The organism is Fictibacillus sp. 26RED30 (assembly GCF_015903845.1).
GTDB lineage: Bacteria > Bacillota > Bacilli > Bacillales > Fictibacillaceae > Fictibacillus > Fictibacillus phosphorivorans.
This window is the reverse complement of the sequence record NZ_JACZDV010000001.1, coordinates 2,399,603-2,421,046: the sequence shown is the minus strand read 5'-3', so window position 1 is coordinate 2,421,046 and position 21,444 is coordinate 2,399,603. Positions and strand designations below refer to the sequence as shown.

The window sequence follows — 21,444 nt, the reverse complement described above, 5'->3', positions numbered from 1 at the left end:
AGTTAGGAGGAGTTTATCTTGGAAATCAAAGATATTTTTACGAACTTACCAACATTAGAAACAGAGCGTCTTCTTTTAAGGAAAATAACAGTAGGGGATGCACAAGATATGTTTCAGTATGGATCGGATGCAGAGGTTTCACGCTATGTTACTTGGGATGCTCACAAAACAATAGAGGATACGATGGAATTCATCGGTTTCGTGTTAAGGAGATATGAAAGTGCTGATTTAGCCCCTTGGGGAATTGTTTTAAAAGAAACCAACCAACTGATTGGTACGATCGACTTTGTCTCATGGCAGATCAATCATAAAACTGCTGAGATCGGTTATGTGATCGCGAAGAACTATTGGGGTCAGGGCATTACGACTGAAGCAGGTAAGGAGCTTCTGAATTACGGTTTTAAAAACATGAATTTAGTACGAATTCAGGCAAGATGTTTTATAGAGAACGGTGGATCTGAAGGGGTTATGAAAAAGCTAGGGATGAAATATGAAGGTACGTTAAGAAAAGCGATGTTTACAAAAGGAGAGCATCGAGATCTAAAGATGTACGCTGTCTTAAAAGAAGAGTTTGAAATGAAGCATAGCCTTTAAAACTTGATAAACGTATCGAGATAAGATCTTCTACCCACTCCTAAATTACTAAATTTACCTTTTATTAATTATTTTTACAAATTTCGTAGTTATTATGATGGGCTTTTTAACTCTCTTTGTACATCCTTAAGTATGATTGAATTTTCTGATAATAAAGTTACACTTACCTTATATATACATAGGAGGTGTGCTTGTTATGAAAAGAAATAAGAGATGGCTATCTTCTGCACTTGTATTATCAACTGTTGCAGGGATTACTTTTTCAACAATGGATTCAGGTATAGCGCCACCGGTTGCTGAAGCTTCATCCCTTAAAATACAGCCAGAAGAATCTGTTTCTCTCGTTCAGCTTGCTGTTCCTAACACGAAGGAAGCGATGAGGAAGATTGAAGAACTTGGTATCGATCTGACACACAGGATGCACGTTCATAATGGACAAATTGAAGTAGATGCGGTCGTAACACCATCTGAAGTTGCGATGCTGAAGCTCTATGGAATTAACGTAAAAGAAACGCTGATTACTGAAAACCAACTCAACCAGCGTGCCTCAGAAAGAAGAATGGCAGTTAAGCAAGAACAAAAGCTAACAGCTGCTGAAGAAACAGTAACGATCCTGAGAGCAAACCACTTCACGAATCAATCGGACACTTTCCTTTATGTTGAAGCAAAATCCACATCTGGTGCTGTTTCGAGCACAATCCTTACTGCTAAATGGACAGAAAATGGAGAAGAGAAAACCACAACACTGCAACAGATTCAGGATGCTGGAGAGTATCTCTATCATTCCTTTATGCTGCCAGTAACAGCGATACCGAAAGACATAACAATTGAAAGCTCATTAGGAGGATCAGCCACATCTAAAGTAACCGAATGGCTTGGTGAAGGAAAGCCGGACAAGCCTGGAAAACATTATGTAAAAAACTTTGTTGACCATTATATGGATCCAACAGAAATTAACGCGAGAATTGAGAACTTAGTAAAAGAATACCCAGAGCTTGCTGAAATTGTGGAGATGCCGAACAAGACGAACGGATATCGCAGACAAGCACAAGCGACTCTAGGAGCGATGCAGAACACAGCTGTTGTTGTGACGTCTAGAGACTGGGGACATGAAGGCGGAAATGCAATCAGCATTGAATTGAAAAAGGCATCAGCTGCAGGTGCTCCTCTTTCTGTTGGAACAAGCGGGAACAAAATCATCGTTACGCTAGCGACAGATGCCGCAGGTAACGCAAAAAGTACGGCTAAGGAAGTTGTAGATCTTCTGAATGCAGAAGCGAGTAATCTTGTCTCTGCTACGACTTACCGTGGAAATACAGGTAACGGAATTGTTGAACCTGCTATATCTAACCTTTCGGATAACTTAAAAGCACCTGCCACCGTATCGCGTGATCCTTTTACTGTTAAAGCGATTCGGATCGGAAAGCACCGAGATGGTACTAAGCCTGGTGTACTCGGTTACTCACAAGAACATGCTCGTGAATGGGTAACACCGCTAGTTTCCGTTGAAACCGCTGAACGACTTTTACGAAATTATTCGCATGATAAAGAGACAAAGAAACTTGTTGATAATCTTGATATCTTTATTATTCCGTCCATGAATCCTGATGGAGGGCACTATAGTTTCTATGACTTTAATTCACAACGTAAAAACATGACGAACCATTGCTCACCTCATCAGTCTGATAATGGTTATCGCAATTCATGGGGCGTTGATTTGAATCGTAACCATGATGTGGGTTCTGCATTTGATGGGTATGTTGGAGCATCAACAACGAATTGTTTAAGTGGCACATATGCGGGACCTAGCGAGCATTCTGAACCTGAAAGCCGAAATCTAGTTTGGTTAACGGATGAGAATCCAAACATTAGATTTGCAATGAACATTCATAGCTATGGTGGTTATTTCATGTGGTCACCAGGTGCGTATACGCCAGAACGTGAAACATTGCCTCGCCCGTCTGCTGGGGAAGAAGCTTATTATTGGCAAGCATCTGACCATATATTAAAAGAGATCAAAAAGCATCGTGGAACGGTTATTTTACCGAGTCGAACAGGGCCAATTCCAGACGTACTTTATTCTGCTGCAGGAAACTCAGCAGATCACCTCTGGTATGAAAAAGGAATCTACGCTTGGAACTTTGAAGTAGGGGCCGATCTTTGGAACAAAGAAACAAAACGTTGGGAACTGGTTGGTTTTCAGCCTCCGTTTGAAGAAGGGCATGAAGAAGCCATGGAGTTTTCAAACGGATTATTAGGACTTATTGATGTGGCGTATCAATATTCTAAAGATAAAAAAGCGCCAAAATCAAGTATCACACCAAATGGCGGAAAACACGAAGATAAAGTTGAAGTCAGCTTCAAAACGAGTGAACCTGCTACAATCTACTACACGTTAGATGGCAGCCGTCCAACGTTTGATTCTCAGAAATTGCAGTTGAGCGGTACACGTGAAGGACCGGAAACATTAACGTTTGAAAAGACGACAACGTTAAACTGGTTCTCAGTCGATGCGAGCAAAAACGTAGAGAATCGATACGAACCAGGAAACAACAAGAAGTACAACACGAAAACTTTCTTTATCAAATAATGTATGAAAGGAAGAGGCAGAAGGCTTCTTCCTTTTGTCTTTTAGAACAGTTTGATGCATGCGTTGACATTTAATGTTTACGACCATATACTAACAATTGTAAGTAGAAGTCATTTTGGAAAGGAACGGTACTACGCTGATGTGGAAAACTCTTATTTTCTTAGGCTAACTCAATATTGAGACCTGGAGAATAGGATAAGTCTGCCCATTTTGCGTATACACGTAAATATCCCTTATGATTTCACACAAAGAACATGATGTTCTTGTGTTTCTTTGGATACGTGTTATTACCATATTTGTGCGAACTCACCAACCTCTCTGGGTCTCCAGGGAGGTTTTTTTGCGAGCCTCCTTTACGAACAAGAAAGAGGTGAGCTGCATGACGACTGTATTACAAGTTAAACGATTGCAGAAAAAATTTGGAGATAAAGAAATATTAAAAGATATCTCATTTGATATCAGGCAAGGTGAAAAAATTGGTTTAGTAGGTTGGAATGGCAGTGGGAAAACAACGCTCGTTAACATCCTTATGAAATGTATTAACCACGATCATGGATCAATTACGACCTGGCCGGCAAATCTGCACATGGGGTATTTACCACAATCAACAGATTATGTGTTAGATGTTGAACGGGAGTTGATGGAAACAGGTGAAGATTTGCTGCGAACAAGTAAGCAGTTAGGGCTTCAAAAACATTTACTTCAAAAGAGTGAATTACAACATTTGAGTGGTGGAGAACGATTAAAGGTATCTATCGCCAAAATATGGGCGAATCATCCAGAGTTCCTTATTTTAGATGAACCGACAAATCATTTAGATCTTCAAGGAATCACTTGGCTTACAGAAGAGGTTCAAAACTATAGAGGAGCAGCCATTATCATCTCTCACGATCGTTATTTTCTTGATAGAACGGTAGAGAAGATTTTTGAACTGGAAGACGGCATTCTCACCATTTACGAAGGGAACTATTCATCGTATAGAAAAGAGAAACAACGTCGTTTTGAACAACAACAAAGAGATTATGAGAAACAACAAAGAAAAATACACATGATTCAGCAGCAAGTGAACACGTTAAAAACGTGGTCTGATAAAGCTCACCGGGAAGCAGGTAAGGGTGGAACCGCAGCTGAGAACAGACAGATGGGGCTGAAAGAATATGAACGGATGAAAGCAAAGAAAAAAGATAATCAAATTAAATCAAAATTAAAGCGCTTGAATCTAGAACTCTCGAAAACAGGGATCGATAAGCCCAAAGAAGAAAGTGACGTTTTCTTTCAATTTGATTCCACTGGAAAGAGAGGAAAAAGACTCATCGAAGCCCGTGGTCTAACGAAACAATATGGAGATCGAACCCTCTTTAAAGAAAGTCACTTTTACATTAAACACGGTGAAAGAATAGCGTTGCAGGGTCCGAACGGATCGGGGAAGACAACATTTATTAAAATGTTGCTTGGCGAGGAGTCTGTAACGAAAGGATCCATCTGGAAAAGTGAATCGATGAAAATTGCTTATCTATCCCAAGATGTGAGTGATCTGCCAGAAGAAAAAACGGTGTATGAATATTTTGATTTAGAGGAGAAGCATCAAGTGACGCAGGCAAGAACAATCTTTGCCAACATGGGGATCGAGGACCGAAAACTTTCGAAGCCAATCTGTCACTTGAGTTTAGGAGAGCGAACACGCGTTAAGCTGGTCCTGATGATTTTGCAGGAATATGATGTACTCATTCTGGATGAACCCACAAACCATTTGGATCTGCCGAGCCTGGAGCAGTTGGAGGAAACATTGTTACAGTTTTCAGGCACACTTATCATCGTCTCGCACGACAGATTCTTCGTTGAAAAGCTGTGTGATAAACTGCTAGTGATTGAGAATCAGCAGCTCAAGAGGATAGAGATTGGCCTTAGTGAACATGAAGAACAAAGTAAACGTTCTACAAATGAAGGTGCTCAGCATCTAGCTGAAGAATTAGCTTTAGTAGAAAACAAGATTACAGAAATGCTTGGAAAAATAAGTTTTTGTAAAACGGGGACGGATGAGTACAGAGCGGTTGATGAAGAGTTACGACTATTAATGAGTAAAAAGCGGCAGCTCGTACAAAAAATATCTCTGTAAAACAAAGTCAGGTGGAAGTATCCGCCTGGCTTTGTTCAGTTGGATGAGCCTGAAAATTGATAATCACATAAATATTTGAAGGAATCACATAAAAAATGGAGTCGATCATATAAAAGTAAGACCTCATCACATAAAAAACACATATAATCACATAATTCTAAATTTTTAAGCAATAACCATTGAAATTTCAGATAACTCGTTTATACTCTCTTAAAAAGGAGAGTGACAACCATGAGATTTTTAGAGAAAGTAAGTAAGACAGCGGGCAACACCTTTGCGATTTGGGTGATTCTTTTTGCCATTGCAGCATTTTTGATTCCAGAAGGCTTCACATGGATCGCTCCCTATATTCCTCTATTATTAGGAATTATCATGTTCGGGATGGGGCTGACCCTTTCGCTGAATGATTTTAAAGCAGTGTTTCAAGCTCCAAAGAGTGTTTTTATTGGTGTGGCAGCACAGTATACGATCATGCCGCTTCTTGCGTTTGGACTAGCAACGGCATTTCAATTACAGCCAGAAGTGGCAGTTGGAGTTATTTTAGTAGGATGCTGTCCTGGTGGAACGGCATCAAACGTGATGACTTTCCTAGCAAAAGGTAACACCGCTTTATCGGTTGCGGTGACATCTGTGGCAACACTGCTCGCACCGATCTTAACACCAGCTCTAACGCTGCTGTTTGCGAGCAAATGGCTTTCAGTATCTGCGGGCAGCTTGCTGTTATCAATCGTTCAAATTGTAATCGTACCAATTGTATTAGGTCTAGTTGTAAAACTCTTATTCCGTAAACAAGTGGAAAAAAGCGTGGCTGCACTACCACTAGTATCAGTAGTTGGAATCGTAGCTGTAGCATCAGCTGTTGTAGCAGCAAACGCAAAACAAATTGCTGAGACAGGATTATTAATCTTATCCATAGTGGTTCTTCACAATGTGCTGGGACTTTTAATCGGTTTTCTGATCGCGAAAGGTTTGAAGTTGGACTTTGCCGACCAAAAGGCCATTTCCATTGAAGTCGGAATGCAGAATTCTGGTCTAGGTGCGGCGCTTGCAGTGGCTCACTTTTCGCCGTTGTCTGCTGTGCCGAGTGCAATTTTTAGTGTGTGGCACAACATATCAGGACCATTGCTTGCAACATGGTGGGGAAAGAGAACGGAACGTGATGCCGTACAAACGAGCACTCACACTACATCATCTAAAGTGGTTTAACAGTGAGAGAAGCAAACCTTTATACATTGTGGGGTTTGCTTTTTCTTTTATTAATTGGTCATTTCAAAAACCATGTTAGATAATCTTACATGGGTGTAGAATCTGCGCCAGAACTGTATAGAATGAAAGAAACAGTTCAGTAGGGGGCGTTCAGATGGAAGATATCATGTTTTCATTAAACAGTGTTTGGCTTGTGCTAGGTGCACTTCTTGTCATTTTAATGCAAGGCGGGTTTATCTTACTTGAAGCGGGATCGACTCGAATGAAAAATGCCGGCCACATTGCCGGAAAGACTGTCTTTACGTTTGGTTTAGCATCAATCGTATTCTGGGCAGTTGGATATGGATTTATCTTTGGAGGTAACTCAAACTTTTTTATCGGGTTGTCTGATTTTTTCTATTCAGGTGATCAAGCTGAAGGAATGGCCTACTCGACAGCGGCATTCTTCATGTTTCAGCTCGCGTTTGCAGGAATCTCCTTAACAATTGCGTTCGGAGGATTTGCTGAACGAGCGAAATTATCAGCCTATCTCGTGTTTGCTATTCTTTTCTCTGTAGTGGTCTATCCGGTTGTAGCTCACTGGATTTGGGGCGGAGGTTGGTTGGCAGAACATGGTAAGCAGGATTTTGCAGGGTCTACGGTAGTTCACTTAACAGGTGCGATGGCAGCCTTTGCAGCGACACTTCTCTTAAAACCGCGTATCGGAAAGTTCAATAAGAACGGTACATCTAATAACATTTTCGGTCACAACCAAGTGTACACAGCTTTAGGGGTTATCGTCCTTTGGGTAGGATGGTTTGGGTTTAATGGAGGAAGTACCTTTGTAGTTGATGATGGATTCTTTGGATTTGTTGCGTTAAATACAAATCTTGCTGCTGGGGCAGGTGCGGTTGCCGCCCTGATTATTTCATGGATGGTCCTTGGTAAATCGGACATTCCGACAATATTAAACGGTGCGTTAGCAGGTCTGGTTGCGATCACAGCTTCTTGTGCATTCGTTGAAACGTGGGCAGCAGTTCTGATCGGATTTGTTGCAGGAATCTTAGTATTCTATTCTGTTAAATTTTTCGATAGATTAAAAGTAGATGATCCGATCTATGCGTTGAGCGTTCACGGAGCAGCTGGAGTATGGGGGACATTATCTACAGGGTTATTCGCTACGCCAGAACTTGCTACAGTAGGAAAGCCCGGATTGTTCTATGGCGGTGGATTTTCTCAGCTTGGCGTTCAAGCGATGGGTGTGTCTGTGTCAGCGTTATACGCATTTGTTGTTTCCTTCGTTCTTTTATACGCTATGAAAAAAGTCATGAAAGGTCTTCGAGTTTCTGAAGAAGAAGAAATTATCGGTCTGGATGTTAGTGAACACGGAAACTATGGTTATCCAGAGGCGTTCATCGCAAACGAAGAAAAGAATAGAATAGCAAATTAATAGTGGATAAAAGCATTGGGGTCTATTCCTCAATGCTTTTATCACATAGGATGTGTAAAAATGCCTTATTCACAGATAAAAAAATGGCGTGATGATAAATGGAACGACCATCAAGATTCATCTCATGCTTTAAATGATTTTCATGATGAACTGATGTTGAAAGTATTCGAAGCAGCTCTTGAAAGGCATATCTCAGAGTTTGGTCCTGTTCCTTGCCGTTATACGTGGTTTGTAATGGGGAGTGCAGGTAGATTTGAACAAGCGATCATCTCAGATCAAGATCATGGTCTGATCTATGAGGAAAAAAACGAAAAAACGAATCGATACTTTATTACATTCGGAAAAGAATTAGCGAATGGGTTAAACGAAGTTGGTTATCCGTATTGTGATGGAAATGTAATGAGCTCAAATCCTGTTTGGAGTAAATCAATAATAGAGTGGGAAGAGCAGCTGTCAAAGTGGTTAACTGAAGAGAGCTTTGAAAGTATACGATTTCTTCTGATCTTCTACGATGCGCGAGTGCTTATTGGTGAAGAAGCATATTGCAAGAAACTTAAACAAATCGTACATGATTACATTAAGAAGAATCCGCGTTTTCTAGAACGCTTGTTAGAAAATACACAGCATGTAAAAAAAGCGGTCGGGTTCTTTCATCAATTTTTAACAGAACCACATGGCGCACATGCAGGCAGTATTGAGCTAAAGCAATCAGGTTTCTTTCCGTATGTTAATAATGTGCGTTTGCTTGCAATGAAAGAAAGTCTAGAAGCTACTTCAACTCTTGCAAGACTAAAAGCGCTTAATAACATGTCTAAATACAAACAAAATCTTAGTTGGTGCGCTAAAGAATTTGAAAAATTGCTTCATTACAGGCTGCAGTATCATAAAAAAAATACAGAAAACTATGATGATATACACTACTTAAACATTAAAGAACTCAGTAAAGACGAGAAAAAAGAGATGAAACATATTCTATTAAACGGTCAAAAACTCCAAGAATATACTCAATCCGTCATTAAAGGAACGATAGAAACATGAGGATGAATCCGCTTATTCAATTTATGAAGCAAGTACAGGGGAAAATAAACTCAAGTGTTTATGCGTCGTTACAAGGGCAATCTAGTCCTCAACATGTCGCATTTTTAAGGCAGCTTGAAAAAGAGTTGAAAAGGGAAGAGAGTTTAACTGTACCCCTCAATGATTTGAATGTAGTGGTTTTTGATCTAGAAACTACTGGTTTTTTTCCTGAGCAAGGAAACCAGATTCTATCAATCGGTGCTGTGAAAGTAAAAGGTGGAGAAGTGAGGCGTGAAGAAACTTTTTATTCTCTCGCGCATTGTAAGGGTGAGCTTTCTCCTGAGATCAAAGAGCTTACAAGAATAGAAGAGAGTGAACTTGAGAATGCGCCTCAATTATCCAAAGTGCTAGTAGATTTTTATGATTTTGCAAGGGGTCATGTCCTCGTGGCTCATCATGCAAGTCACGAAAAGAAGTTTCTGCAACATTATAATTGGAAGCTATTTCGAAGTCAGTTCAAACACCGAATAGTAGATACTTCATTTTTACTAAAAATTGCTGAGCCAAACGTTAATCTTGTTACTTTAGAAGATTGCTGTAAGCATTGTAACGTGCCTGTGATTGATCGACACCATGCCTTAGGAGATGCGAAGATGACGGCTGAGCTTTGGAGTGTTTATGTAGCGCGCGTTCAAAAGTTAGGAATTAAGAATTTGAGAGAGGTATATGAACGACTCTCCAGATAAAACAGCTGGCACCTTGAAATGTGGAGCCAGCTGTTTTTTAATTTCTCATATTAAATTGCGCGTTAATCTGTCCGCGAATCATTTTATTACGTTCGTCACGTTTCTGTCTTTTCGTAAGTTCTTTTTTAATCTCAAATGTTTGCACACCATCTTCAATTTGATCAGCAATTTCCATAAGACGTTCGACATCCGAAAAAGAGTATTTACGCGTGCCTTTACCTGTTCTTTCTGGAAAGATCAGTTTTCTTTCTTCGTAGTAACGGATCTTCCGCTCTGATAAACCAGTAAGTTCACTGATGATACCGATAGACATGACCTTTTTATCTTTATAAGATGATTTATCAACAGGCATTTTGAGCCTCCTATCCTAAGAAGTGAAGAACCAGACAATTCTAATTATTGTTACTTATTATACCATATTGATGTTAGATTTTCTTACATATATTTTATTCCAATACATTTTTCTTGGTGAATACAATTTTATACCGTTGTTTAGTTTCTTATAAGTATGAAAGAAGTCCTTTTCTAAAGAGCTATTTTAAAGAAGGAATGGGTACAAAAGGAGTTGATAAAATATTCAGACATATGACATAATTAGCAGATGTTCTATTGAAAGCGTTTTATTTAAGGGATAAGGAGGAGCTGAATTTGAACAATGAAGTGAAATTAAACAATGAACTTAATACTGTTGCTGCTAGTGAACCAGTACCACCTCAAACGATGGGTCAAAAGCTGAAAATGATCGGTCCTGGTTTCGTAGTAGCGGCAACTGGTGTAGGTACAGCAGATTTAGTAACTGCCATTGTAATCGGTACCTCATTCGGGATGACTTTTGTATGGGCGATTGTTATCGGTTCTATTTTAAAGTATTTCTTAAACGAAGGGGTCGGACGCTGGTATCTCGCGACAGGTCAAACCATTCTACAAGGTTGGCATTCATTAGGGAAGTGGGCGACTGGCTATTTTGGTGTTTACTCCGTTATCTGGGGTTACATTTACGGTGCCACCGCAGCGATGACATGTGGACTAGGTATGCATGCGATGCTTCCGATCATGCCGATCTGGGCTTGGGCAATCGTTCATTCCCTATTAGGTTTTGCACTTGTTTGGACAGGCCGTTACTTGCTTTTTGAAAGAATCATGACGGTATTAATCGGTGTCATGTTCATCACAATTATTGGTACCTCATTGCTCTTTTTGCCTTCAATTGGTGAATTTGCGGGTGGTTTTGTACCCAGAATGCCAGACGGATCGCTCATGTTAGCTCTTGGATTGATTGGAGGAGTAGGCGGTACGATTACTATGGCTTCTTATGGATATTGGCTAAGAGAAAAGAATTGGAAAGGAAAAGAATTTGTTCCCATTATGAGACTTGATACGAAAGCAGCCTATGTAATTACAGGAATCTTCACTATGGCCGCACTCGTAATCGGAGCTAAGTTCTTATTTGGAACGGATGTAAAGTTAGAAGGAGACCAAGGTCTTCTTAATCTTGCAGAACTGTTAGGTCAAGAATTCGGAACACCGTTACGTTGGTTATTCTTAATCGCGTTCTGGTCTGCTGCTTTTACTTCACTCCTTGGCGTTTGGAACGGTGTGCCTTATCTGTTTGCGGACTTCTTAAGAACAATCAAGACGAACAAGGAAGACTTACATTCGGTTAAGCCGGTTACGGAAAAAGATAAGTCATATCGTGCTTATTTAGCGTGGCTGACATTCCCTCCAATGCTTATCTTTTTTTTAGGAAAGCCTGTTCAGCTGATTATAATATATGGTGTGCTAGGTGCATTGTTCATGCCATTTCTTGCAATCTCACTCATTATCTTATTAAACTCTAAAAAAGTTGATGTTGAGTATCGCAACAAGTGGTTAACTAATGCAGTCTTGATCGGGTGTCTTCTCATGTTCGCCTTTTTAGGATTAAATGAGCTGCAAAAGCTGTTTTAAATAGGGAGGACTTTGCTATGAAGAAGAATATCGGAAAAGTTGTAGGTTTTGAACTTAGCAGTCAAGAACCTGAAAAGGCGGTAACTTTCTATCGCAATGTATTTGGGTGGCAGATTGCAGAACCTCAATGGGATTATTGGGCAGCTACAACTACTGAAGGTGAAAATAAGAGTGTTAATGGTGGAATCGCAAAAGGTCCTCAAGATTTTCCACATGGAACTCGTATTCAAATCGAAGTTGAAGTTATTGATGATGCGATTGAGCATGCCGTTCTTAACGGAGCGACTATTGTAAGAGAAAAGATGGAATTTGAAGAGTTTTATCTGGCTTACCTTAATGATCCAACAGGTATAGGTTTTGGACTAATACAGAATAAAAAATAAAATACGAACAAATAAAGCTCAGAGGCTGCTCTGAGCTTTTTAAAAATTAATGGACGATAGATAATAACACCCGACTAGAACCATTACGGGTTAAAATAAGGTGTTTTGTATGTGAATGATCTATTATCTCACCATCTGCTTGACGAGTTCGCGATTACGTTCTTTAAACACCTCATTATGTGAGGATACCATCGCAACTTTTTGTGCATCAGGCTGGATGAACTGCTTTGCTTTATTTACTGCATTTGCAGCGTCTTGAAAAGCACCAGAGATTAAATTTAGCTTTCCGTCATGTTTGAGGATATCCCCAGCTGCATACAATCCTGGAATAGAAGATTCACTATTAGCATTTCCTGCGATATAAAAATTGTCCGCTAGTTCAATGTTCAATCCGCTGTTACCTAACAGAGATGTATCTTGTTCATAGCCATGGTTAATGATGACTTCATCTATAGGAAGGTAAGAGATCTCACCTGTTTCGTGATTCGTTAACTCAATCTGTTCAATAACTTCATGGTTGGGACACGCAAATAATTTTGAGATCGATGTGTTAAAAATGCAATCAGCACAGCTGTTCATCAATTGTGTTACTTGCGCTTCATGTCCAGCTAGATTTCCTTTTCGATAAGTTAGATACACTTTTTTAGCGATCGGAACTAATTCATTCGCCCAATCGATTGCAGTATTTCCGCCACCTGATATAACAACAGTCTTATCTTTAAAATGCTGAAGGGATTTAACCGTATAGTTTAAGTTTGACACTTCAAACCTTTCAGCACCTTCGATATCTAGTCGTTGAGGGTTCAAGATACCGCTTCCAACCGCAACGATAACCGTTTTAGAAAAATGCTGCTCACCGGAAGAACCTTGCAAAATAAAAATTCCATTCTCATCTCGTGAGAGAGATTCTACTTTTTCATTTAGTGCTACTTCAGGATGAAACGTAAGTCCTTGTTCCACGAGTTTTTCAATAAGTTTTGCACCAGGAAGTGGAGTATGTCCTCCAACATCCCAAATCATCTTTTCTGGATATACATGAATCTTTCCGCCTAACTGCGGTTGAAATTCGATAATTTTTGTTTTCATTTCACGAAGACCACTGTAAAAAGCTGAATAAAGGCCTGCTGGACCGCCGCCGATAATGGTAACATCGAAAACGTTATGTTGATCCATAATGTTCGCTCCCTTATTGGAACATAATATTGATTATCATTCTCAATTAGTAGTATACAATCAGTTTTAAAACTTTACAATCAGGAAATTGAAAGTGTTAGAAAGAAAGGGGATTAGCCGAAGATGTAGAAGGTTTAGACATAAGAAGGTTTTTCTTCAAAATTCACATTAAAAAGGAGCAATTTATGTACGAGCAAAAGACAAAAGAAACAGATCAGAGTGTCGTGGAGTTTATTGAGAGTGTAGATCAACCAAAAAAGAGAGAAGACGCATACAAGCTGCTTGATATATTTACACAAACAACTGGATTTGAAGCGAAGATGTGGGGACCGAGCATTATTGGATTCGGCTCCTATCATTACAAATACAAGACAGGCCATGAAGGGGACGCGCCTCTTGTTGGCTTCTCACCAAGAAAAGCAAAGACTAGTCTGTATTTTGCCCCAGGGGACCCAGGTCGAGCTGAGCTGCTTCAGCACTTCGGTAAGCATACAACGGGTGCCGCTTGTGTATACATTAATAAACTAGCTGATGTTGATGTGGGTGTGTTAAAAAAACTAATCAACAATTCTGTTGAGTTTTTGTTAAGAACGTATCCTCAAGAATAGGTATCTGTACGGAGTAACAATCGTCAAGAATTTGTGCGTGCTCTCAGGTTCCTTATTCGTAAAGGAGGTGAGCCGATTATGAAGAAAGGTACTAAACCTAATAAAAGCGGAATGGCAATCGGAATTGCAATTGGTGTAGCAATCGGCATTGCACTTAAAAACGTTGGATTAGGTATTGGTATAGGCATTGCATTAGGAATTGCTTTTGGTCTTGGATCAAAATAGAATGATATTTGAAAAGGAGCCCGATAGGACTCCTTTTTTAATTAATGTTTTTTATGACAGCCGCAGCTTTTCTTCTTCTTTTTCTTGCAACGCTTACATTTTAGATAGATATAGTGTGAAGAAGACTCACATTTGTCTTTTTTCCAACAACCCATTTAAATCACCCCATTATTTTCACAACACCTTTGTTTGGTGCTGGTAATACATCATATGCAGAAAAAGGACAAGTTGATTAGACGTCAAGAGGAGTAAAAACGTACATTTTTTTGTAATTCAGCAATATGTAATGTTTTGTAAAACATGCTATCATAAAGCAAAACACTAGGAGTTGATTGAAAATTGAAACAAGAAATAATGGATCGGTTTATTACATACGTAAAAGTAGATACACAATCTGATGGAAGAAGTGATACGACTCCATCTACAGAAGGTCAGTGGACTCTGGCAAACATGCTTGTTGAGGAACTAAAAGAAATTGGTATGGAAGAAGTAACAGTCGACAAAAACGGATATGTTATGGCGACATTACCATCCAATTCCGATAAGGAAATCCCGGTCATCGGGTTTCTTGCACACGTAGATACAGCTACTGATTTTACCGGAACGAACGTTAAACCACAGATTGTTGAAAACTATGATGGAGAAACGATTATCTTAAACGAAGACTTACATATCGAATTGTCTCCAAATGACTTTCCTAGTTTAAAAGATTATAAAGGGCATACATTGATCACAACAGACGGCACAACATTGCTCGGTGCAGATAATAAAGCGGGCATCGCTGAAATCATGACTGCGATGAAGTATTTGATCGAACACCCAGAGATTAAGCATGGAAAGATCAGAGTGGCTTTCACTCCGGATGAAGAGATTGGACGCGGTCCTCATAAATTTGATGTGGCAGCGTTTGGAGCAAAGTATGCCTATACGATGGATGGCGGCCCTTTAGGTGAATTAGAGTATGAGAGCTTTAACGCGGCTAGTGCTAGAATTCGTATCTTAGGAAAGAACATTCACCCTGGATCTGCAAAGAATAAGATGGTTAATGCAGCGAAAATTGCGATGGAACTGAATGGTAAGCTTCCTGTTGAAGAGGCGCCCGAGCATACGGAAGGCTATGAAGGGTTCTATCATTTAACGGGTCTGAAAGGTGACGTAGAACAAACGGATATTTCATATATCATCCGCGACCATGACAAGGAACTTTTTCAAAAGAGAAAAGATAGAATGCAAGAGGTCGTGGACGAACTGCGAGAAAAGTATGGACAAGATAAGATTCAATTAGATATGAACGACACGTATTATAATATGAAAGAAAAGATTGAACCTGTAAAAGAGATTGTTGATCTCGCTTCTCAAGCGATGAAAAAGCTAAACATAGAACCAAACATCAAACCCATTCGAGGCGGTACTGACGGATCACAGCTGTCATTCATGGGTCTGCCGACTCCAAATATCTTTACAGGCGGAGAAAACTACCACGGCCGTCACGAATATATCTCGGTCGATAATATGATCAAAGCAACTAAAGTTATCATTGAACTTGTGCAGTTGTTTGAGCAGGAAGCGTAACCTATAAAGCTAACCAACTTTGTATTGGTTAGCTTTTATCTTTCACTAGGGGGAGTAAAGATGTTAGCGCAAGGTGTTGTTATTTCTGATGGAAAGGTGCTATTAGTAAAACAAAAAGTAAAACGCGGGGACATTGTATGGAACTATCCGGGTGGGGGAGTTGAACCTGGCGAGACTTTCGAACAAGCATGTATACGAGAAGTATTGGAAGAAACGGGCTATACCGTAAAAATAATAAAACCACTGATTCAAAGAAAAGAAAAACAAGCATTTCTTTGTGAACTAATCTCAGGAACGCTTACAATCGAGGACGATGAAGACATACTTGCTGTACGCTGGATCGACCTACAAGATGATATGTATTTTGATGATGTTTCAAGACCTGTGGTTGAAATGGTGATAAATAATAGGGAGGTTGTGTAAATGAGCTATCCTATTCGTGTTAGAGCAGGTTCTTTAATTATTGAAAATGATGCGATTCTTTTAATTGAGTTTCATGATGAGAATGGACTACATTATAATTTACCGTCAGGTGGTGTTGAAGCAAATGAATCTGTAAAAGAAGCAGCAAAACGTGAGGCGAGAGAAGAGGCATCCATTGATGTAGATGTTGGTCCACTCGCGTTCACTTATGAGTATGCGCCGCATCTGACAAAAAATAGATACGGAACGATACATTCACTAGGAATGATGTTTGAATGTAACAGGGTTGGAGACTCCGAACCTAGATTACCGGATAAGCCAGATCCGTACCAAACTGGCGTAAAATGGATTCCTCTAGAAGATTTGGAACATATCATTTTGTATCCGAGAGTACAAAATCATATTCAGGAGTATGTTAAACACAAACAGATCAATTCTTTTATTGAAGAACATTTGTTAGATACCTATCAGAAAGTATAGGTAATGCATTTATAAAATTCTGAAAAAAGCTGTTAATGCTATGGAAAAATCTTTATACTATAGATATATATAAATAAACTAATCAGTCGATTTTAATTATTTTAAGGAGGATCCACATGGAGTCTTATTTTTTTGAACGTAATCGTAGTAGATTAAAAGAATTGGTGCCGAATGAATCATTAACCATTCTTTTTGCAGGAAAAGCTCCGCAAAAATCAGCAGATGAACAATATCCGTTCACACCAAACCGAAATTTTTACTATCTAACTGGGATTTCGGAACAAAACGTGATCCTCTTGCTAAAGAAGAGCGGTGGGAAATTTGAAGAAACACTTTTTATCGTAAAAGCTGATCCAGTCATGGAAAAGTGGGTCGGGAAAACCGTGTCTAAAGAGGAAGCAGAACATCAATCTGGGATAAAAGATATTAAATATGTGGATAGCTTTGAGTCGTTTGTTGCCAGTCAATTCTTTACAAATCAAGCTCAGCACGTTTGTTTAGATCTAGAACGCCGTGGATGGTCGGGTGCCCCAACTGAAACATCACAATTCGCAAAACATATTCGAGAGCATTATCCGCATTTGACGATTCACAACGTATATCCTGAAGTCGCTGAACTGCGTGTGTTCAAAACGACAGAAGAGATTCAAAAGATTAAAGAAGCGATCTCCATTACGAAAGAAGGCATCTATAATGTGCTGAAACACGCGAAAGCTGGAATGAAAGAAAATCAACTCGAAGCACATTTTGACTTTACTTTAAAATCAAACGGTGTGCGTGATTTCGCATTTAAGACGATTACGGCTAGCGGAAAAAACGCTACGATCCTTCATTATGAGCATAACAGCGCGCAAACGAATCCCGGTGAGCTCGTTCTTCTCGATCTAGGAGCACAAAAGAATTATTATAACGCGGATATCAGTTATACTTTCCCAGTAGATGGGAAGTTTACAGAACGTCAAAAGGTTCTCTACAATATCGTACTTAAAGCGCTAAAAGAAACGACGGCTATCATTCAGCCAGGTCTTGCCTTTGCCGAACTTAATAATCATACGAAAAAAGTGTTAGCAGAAGAATGCAGACGTATCGGTTTAATCCAAAATGATGATGAGATCTCTAAGTATTATTATCATGGTGTGAGCCATTTCCTTGGACTTGATACACATGATGTGGGTTCTTACAAAGACCGCATTTTAGAGCCTGGAATGGTGATTACAATTGAGCCTGGGCTTTATATCGAAGAAGAAGCGATCGGTATTCGAATTGAGGATGACATCTTGGTAACAGAAGATGGATTCGAAAACTTATCTAAAGATATTTTCCGTGAGGTAGAAGAAATCGAGGAATTTATGGCTACTCAAGGTGCTCATACGGTAAAAGCTTAATAGGTTTTGAAAAAAGAGGTCCTTTGTCAAAGGCCTCTTTTTTTATGCTCTTTTCTAAAGGCTGTTTTCGTATTCATTGTTGCTTTTGACAGTTTTTGATTTCCGTTGCAGATGCTCGCTTTCCGCGGGGCAGGCGGTGAGCCACAGTCGTACGTTTCACTTTTAAGTGTCTCACCTGGCTAGTTGCAGTGGCTAGCCCCTCGAGGTCAAAAGGTGAACGGTCAATAAGGCAAAATGCGCCTTCCTAGCCCATTCACCTTTTGCTTGTCGGGGCTGGACGAGCCACTTCCACTTTTCTGACTGCCCGACTTAAGAAGTTCCTTGCTCCTGCGTCTACAAGTGATGCTTCGTAGTAAGCTTCCTCGTCGCATGCCTTGCAAGGAGTATCTCATGTGGTAGGCACGCACCTTCCACTACAATCAATGTCAAAGAAGAAAATAATAATGACTTAAAAGCAACAATTTTAAGAAAATAGCTTTTTTTTTATCATTTTTTCGAGATTCATAGCTTTCAATACATACATAAAAAATAATACAAAATTTCTTCAATATTTGTACGTGAGTTGGACAAAAAAAGGGAAACAATAAATTACCAATAAAAAGAATGAACCAAACGAAGAGAAGTAACGTTAGCTTAGTGGAGGGTGAGTATACGATGAAAAAAATGAGATTGTTGGTTTGGATAATGCTGTATTTATTCGTGTCAGCATGTTCCCCATCAACGGATGCAGCAAAAGAATCTAAAGCCATATTGAAAAAAGATTGGCGAGAAATTGAAGAGACCACTAAGAACAAGACAGTCAGAATGTACATGTGGGGTGGAGACACAGGGATCAATCGTTATATGGATGATTGGGTCGCTCCACGGTTAAAGAAAGAATATAACATTGCATTGAAGCGAGTACCGATGGATGCACCAGAATTCTTAAAAAAGCTATCAAATGAAAAAAGAGCAGGGAAAGATGAAGGAAACATGGATATCATCTGGATCAATGGCGAGAATTTCAAAAATGCAAAAGACAATGGGCTATTATTTGGTCCCTTTGTCAATAAGTTGCCTAACTACAAAAAATATGTGGATGCTGAGTCATTAGATATTCAATATGATTTTGGAACAAAAACAGAGGGCTTAGAAGCACCATGGGGAAAAGTGCAGTTCGTTTATCAATATGATGAAGAAAAGGTGCCAAATCCACCTCAATCATTTGAAGAATTAGCTCAATGGGTAAAAGAAAATCCAGGAAAATTTACATACCCTGATCCTGCAGACTTTACAGGTAATGCTTTTGTTCGTCAATTATTTTATGAATCTAGTGGAAACGTAAAGAACATTTTGGACAATGGCTATGAAGAGGATTTTGCCCAGAAAAATAGTGTGAAGATGTGGGATTATTTGAACGAGATCAAACCTTATTTATGGAGAGAAGGGAAGACATATCCGAATAATTTAACAGAACTAGATCGTTTGTACAGCAAAGGCGAAGTATATATGACGATGGGTTATAACGAGGCGCGAGCAGAGAAATTAATGAATCAAAGTGTATTCCCCGCAACAACGAGATCGTTTGTTATGAAATCAGGTTCTTTAGGAAATGCTCACTTTTTAGCGATTCCTTTTAATAGTCCCAACAAAGAAGGTGCGATGACGGCTATTAACTTTATGCTATCTCCTGAGGCTCAGTTAACAAAGTTAGACTCGGAATTTTGGGGTGAAAATATGTCCCTTGATCCAGCTCGACTTTCAGCGGCAGATCAAAAGAAACTTCAAACCATCAAACGTGGAGAATCTGTATTACCCGCTGAAACTTTAAAAAAATATTTGCAGCCAGAAATAGATTCAGAGTACGTTGCTTGGCTGAAGGAGAATTGGGTTAATGAAGTGGTTCAGAACAAGTAATCCTTATGTACTTTTGGCTCCAGCTGTTCTAATAACCATTCTTCTCCTCGGCTATGGAATAGTAATGGCGTTTCTAGAGAGTATTAAGTACTATAATCAACCAACTTTAAGCGTTTATCGAGAGCTGTTTAGTGATGAAATCTTTATCACATCTATCCTATACAGTCTTCGAATTGCTTTTATATCAACGATTCTTTCCATTCTAATCGGGCTGATCATTGTCAGATCACTATATCCGATTCTAAAAGATAAGTTTCCAAAGTTAATCGCCTGGATGCCAATGGTCTTTCCACATTTCATTTGGGGATATATGCTGTTTCTTCTCTTTTCCCAAACGGGGTATATTTCTTCGTTATTAAATGGAATGGGGCTAATTGACCTGCCCAATGAGTTTCCTGTTCTGTTTAAAGATTCTTTTGGAATAGGTATCATTATCACTTACGTGTGGAAAGAGGTACCTTTTGTCATTCTGATGCTTCTTCCCGTATATGAACAACTATCGAACGCTCAAAAAGAGCTAGTGTATACACTTGGAGGGAGAAGATGGGATGTCTTCTGGCATGTTGAGCGGCCGTACGTTTTTCCTGTCATGTTAGAGACGTTTTTTATCATCTTTGCTTTTGTTGTTTCCGCTTATGAAGTTCCTGCACTCCTAGGAGCAACCTACCCTAAGATGATTCCTGTCATCAGCTATGACTGGTTCTTTGGATCAGATTGGACAAAGCAGCCGTACGCTTTTGCGGCAATGTTTCTTTTGACAATATTTATCGTTTTTATTGTCTTTTTGACATACGTGTTCACTAGGAAAGGAAGGATCCACTTATCTCAAAGCGCTGGATCATTTCACGATGTAAAAGCAGAAAATAGTAAGTATTCAAGAGTCCTGTTTTTTACTATGTTAGGAATGACGTTTCTGCCTATATTCATACTAGTTTTGACTAGTTTTGTTCAAAGATGGGGATATGGCGAGCTCCTTCCAAGCTCATTTACGACCCGAGGCTGGTACGAAATACTATGGCATGGCTCAAAATTTACAGAGGCGATCTATACTTCGTTAGGCATAAGCTTGCTAGTATTATTGCTAAATCTATTGATTGGACTGCCAGCTGCTAAGGGTCTCGCGTTTCATATCTTCCAAGGTAAAAGTGTGGTAGAGACGTTATTATTGTCACCTATCTTAATACCTTCTATTGTAATTGCGCTTGGTGTACATCTAACTTTTATTAAGCTTGGAATTGCTAATCATTGGACAGGAGTAGTCATTGTCCACCTATTACCAACTCTTCCTTACACGATAAAAGTGTTGCGCGCAGGATTTGAGCAAATCGGCAAAAGACAGGAAGAAATTGCGGTTTCTCTTGGTGCTGGTGCATGGGGGATATTTCGAAATGTTTATTTGCCGCAGCTCATTCCAAGTATCCGAAGTGTTGTTTTTCTTGTTACTGTGATTTCACTCGGACAGTATTTTTTAACCGCACTTATCGGCGGTGGAGAAGTTAACACGATGGCAATCTTATTCTTTCCTTATTTTCAAACAACAAATGATGCAGTGATCGCAAGTTTTTCGATTTTATTTGCCATGATACCTATAGCTGTGTGGCTGTTAATCGAAGGTGTTTTAAGACTACTTATTCCAAAACAACCGAGGTGAAGA

19 protein-coding genes are annotated in these 21,444 nt (G+C 39.4%); 17 read left to right on the top strand and 2 right to left on the bottom strand.

Annotation, left to right across the window (positions count from 1 at the left end):
* Positions 1-18: 18 nt before the first annotated feature.
* The 7 genes from IHV11_RS12455 (at position 19) to IHV11_RS12425 (ending at position 9,698) form a co-directional block, all read left to right on the top strand.
* Entirely contained in the window at positions 19-594 is a 576-nt protein-coding gene (locus IHV11_RS12455) for a GNAT family N-acetyltransferase (RefSeq protein ID WP_197194826.1), read from the top strand.
* Between the two features lie 196 nt (positions 595-790).
* Positions 791-3,184, top strand: coding sequence for a M14 family metallopeptidase (locus IHV11_RS12450; RefSeq protein WP_197194825.1), 2,394 nt, complete (start codon positions 791-793; stop codon positions 3,182-3,184).
* Positions 3,185-3,563: 379 nt separating this feature from the next.
* The gene (gene abc-f / locus IHV11_RS12445) at positions 3,564-5,300 is read left to right on the top strand and encodes a ribosomal protection-like ABC-F family protein (RefSeq protein ID WP_197194824.1); all 1,737 of its coding nucleotides are present in this window, start codon (positions 3,564-3,566) and stop codon (positions 5,298-5,300) included.
* Positions 5,301-5,531: 231 nt separating this feature from the next.
* Complete coding sequence (locus IHV11_RS12440) at positions 5,532-6,506, top strand: bile acid:sodium symporter family protein (RefSeq protein ID WP_197194823.1); 975 nt, start codon at positions 5,532-5,534, stop codon at positions 6,504-6,506.
* Between the two features lie 154 nt (positions 6,507-6,660).
* Complete coding sequence (locus IHV11_RS12435; RefSeq protein ID WP_197194822.1) at positions 6,661-7,935, top strand: ammonium transporter; 1,275 nt, start codon at positions 6,661-6,663, stop codon at positions 7,933-7,935.
* A gap of 60 nt (positions 7,936-7,995) precedes the next feature.
* Positions 7,996-8,973: a DUF294 nucleotidyltransferase-like domain-containing protein gene (locus IHV11_RS12430; protein WP_197194821.1), complete on the top strand. Its 978-nt coding sequence runs from the start codon at positions 7,996-7,998 to the stop codon at positions 8,971-8,973.
* Positions 8,970-9,698, top strand: a complete 729-nt coding sequence (locus IHV11_RS12425; RefSeq protein ID WP_197194820.1) for an exonuclease domain-containing protein — start codon at positions 8,970-8,972, stop codon at positions 9,696-9,698. Before IHV11_RS12430 ends, IHV11_RS12425 begins: the two co-directional genes overlap by 4 nt.
* A gap of 37 nt (positions 9,699-9,735) precedes the next feature.
* Here the strand turns inward: IHV11_RS12425 and IHV11_RS12420 are convergent, their stop codons facing one another.
* A complete protein-coding gene (locus IHV11_RS12420) occupies positions 9,736-10,050 on the bottom strand; it encodes a MerR family transcriptional regulator (protein WP_197127192.1) in 315 nt (104 codons plus the stop codon).
* 296 nt (positions 10,051-10,346) lie between these two features.
* Between IHV11_RS12420 and IHV11_RS12415 the strand changes: the two genes are divergently transcribed.
* Both IHV11_RS12415 and IHV11_RS12410 read left to right on the top strand, forming a co-directional pair.
* Positions 10,347-11,645: an Nramp family divalent metal transporter gene (locus IHV11_RS12415; protein WP_312035167.1), complete on the top strand. Its 1,299-nt coding sequence runs from the start codon at positions 10,347-10,349 to the stop codon at positions 11,643-11,645.
* A 29-nt stretch (positions 11,646-11,674) separates the two neighbouring features.
* Entirely contained in the window at positions 11,675-12,028 is a 354-nt protein-coding gene (locus IHV11_RS12410; protein WP_197195005.1) for a VOC family protein, read from the top strand.
* A gap of 123 nt (positions 12,029-12,151) precedes the next feature.
* Here IHV11_RS12410 and IHV11_RS12405 read toward each other — a convergent pair whose 3' ends face one another.
* A complete protein-coding gene (locus IHV11_RS12405; RefSeq protein WP_197194819.1) occupies positions 12,152-13,201 on the bottom strand; it encodes an NAD(P)/FAD-dependent oxidoreductase in 1,050 nt (349 codons plus the stop codon).
* A gap of 185 nt (positions 13,202-13,386) precedes the next feature.
* Here IHV11_RS12405 and IHV11_RS12400 point away from each other — a divergent pair, with 185 nt between their 5' ends.
* The 8 genes from IHV11_RS12400 to IHV11_RS12365 all read left to right on the top strand — a co-directional run bounded on the left by IHV11_RS12400 (position 13,387) and on the right by IHV11_RS12365 (position 21,441).
* Positions 13,387-13,809: a DUF1801 domain-containing protein gene (locus IHV11_RS12400; RefSeq protein ID WP_197194818.1), complete on the top strand. Its 423-nt coding sequence runs from the start codon at positions 13,387-13,389 to the stop codon at positions 13,807-13,809.
* A 78-nt stretch (positions 13,810-13,887) separates the two neighbouring features.
* A complete protein-coding gene (locus IHV11_RS12395) occupies positions 13,888-14,034 on the top strand; it encodes a hypothetical protein (RefSeq protein WP_197194817.1) in 147 nt (48 codons plus the stop codon).
* A 339-nt stretch (positions 14,035-14,373) separates the two neighbouring features.
* Positions 14,374-15,606, top strand: coding sequence for a peptidase T (gene pepT / locus IHV11_RS12390; protein WP_197194816.1), 1,233 nt, complete (start codon positions 14,374-14,376; stop codon positions 15,604-15,606).
* 60 nt (positions 15,607-15,666) lie between these two features.
* Positions 15,667-16,029 carry an NUDIX hydrolase gene (locus tag IHV11_RS12385; RefSeq protein WP_197194815.1) on the top strand — a complete coding sequence of 121 codons (363 nt, stop codon included), beginning with the start codon at positions 15,667-15,669 and terminating at the stop codon, positions 16,027-16,029.
* Positions 16,030-16,509 (top strand): NUDIX domain-containing protein, encoded by a 480-nt coding sequence (locus IHV11_RS12380; protein ID WP_197194814.1) that lies wholly within the window; start codon positions 16,030-16,032, stop codon positions 16,507-16,509.
* Between the two features lie 116 nt (positions 16,510-16,625).
* Positions 16,626-17,894 carry an aminopeptidase P family protein gene (locus tag IHV11_RS12375; RefSeq protein WP_197194813.1) on the top strand — a complete coding sequence of 423 codons (1,269 nt, stop codon included), beginning with the start codon at positions 16,626-16,628 and terminating at the stop codon, positions 17,892-17,894.
* A gap of 654 nt (positions 17,895-18,548) precedes the next feature.
* Entirely contained in the window at positions 18,549-19,790 is a 1,242-nt protein-coding gene (locus IHV11_RS12370; protein ID WP_197194812.1) for an ABC transporter substrate-binding protein, read from the top strand.
* Positions 19,768-21,441, top strand: a complete 1,674-nt coding sequence (locus tag IHV11_RS12365; protein WP_197194811.1) for an ABC transporter permease subunit — start codon at positions 19,768-19,770, stop codon at positions 21,439-21,441. The genes IHV11_RS12370 and IHV11_RS12365 overlap by 23 nt, the downstream gene beginning before the upstream one ends.
* The last annotated feature ends 3 nt before the right edge of the window (positions 21,442-21,444 follow it).

Coding starts and splice junctions, on each gene's coding strand:
- IHV11_RS12450 (WP_197194825.1), top strand. CDS start 791: ATGAAAAGAAATAAGAGATGGCTATCTTCTGCACTTGTATTATCAACT.
- abc-f (WP_197194824.1), top strand. CDS start 3,564: ATGACGACTGTATTACAAGTTAAACGATTGCAGAAAAAATTTGGAGAT.
- IHV11_RS12440 (WP_197194823.1), top strand. CDS start 5,532: ATGAGATTTTTAGAGAAAGTAAGTAAGACAGCGGGCAACACCTTTGCG.
- IHV11_RS12435 (WP_197194822.1), top strand. CDS start 6,661: ATGGAAGATATCATGTTTTCATTAAACAGTGTTTGGCTTGTGCTAGGT.
- IHV11_RS12430 (WP_197194821.1), top strand. CDS start 7,996: ATGCCTTATTCACAGATAAAAAAATGGCGTGATGATAAATGGAACGAC.
- IHV11_RS12425 (WP_197194820.1), top strand. CDS start 8,970: ATGAGGATGAATCCGCTTATTCAATTTATGAAGCAAGTACAGGGGAAA.
- IHV11_RS12420 (WP_197127192.1), bottom strand. CDS start 10,050: ATGCCTGTTGATAAATCATCTTATAAAGATAAAAAGGTCATGTCTATC.
- IHV11_RS12405 (WP_197194819.1), bottom strand. CDS start 13,201: ATGGATCAACATAACGTTTTCGATGTTACCATTATCGGCGGCGGTCCA.
- IHV11_RS12400 (WP_197194818.1), top strand. CDS start 13,387: ATGTACGAGCAAAAGACAAAAGAAACAGATCAGAGTGTCGTGGAGTTT.
- IHV11_RS12395 (WP_197194817.1), top strand. CDS start 13,888: ATGAAGAAAGGTACTAAACCTAATAAAAGCGGAATGGCAATCGGAATT.
- IHV11_RS12385 (WP_197194815.1), top strand. CDS start 15,667: ATGTTAGCGCAAGGTGTTGTTATTTCTGATGGAAAGGTGCTATTAGTA.
- IHV11_RS12380 (WP_197194814.1), top strand. CDS start 16,030: ATGAGCTATCCTATTCGTGTTAGAGCAGGTTCTTTAATTATTGAAAAT.
- IHV11_RS12375 (WP_197194813.1), top strand. CDS start 16,626: ATGGAGTCTTATTTTTTTGAACGTAATCGTAGTAGATTAAAAGAATTG.
- IHV11_RS12370 (WP_197194812.1), top strand. CDS start 18,549: ATGAAAAAAATGAGATTGTTGGTTTGGATAATGCTGTATTTATTCGTG.
- IHV11_RS12365 (WP_197194811.1), top strand. CDS start 19,768: ATGAAGTGGTTCAGAACAAGTAATCCTTATGTACTTTTGGCTCCAGCT.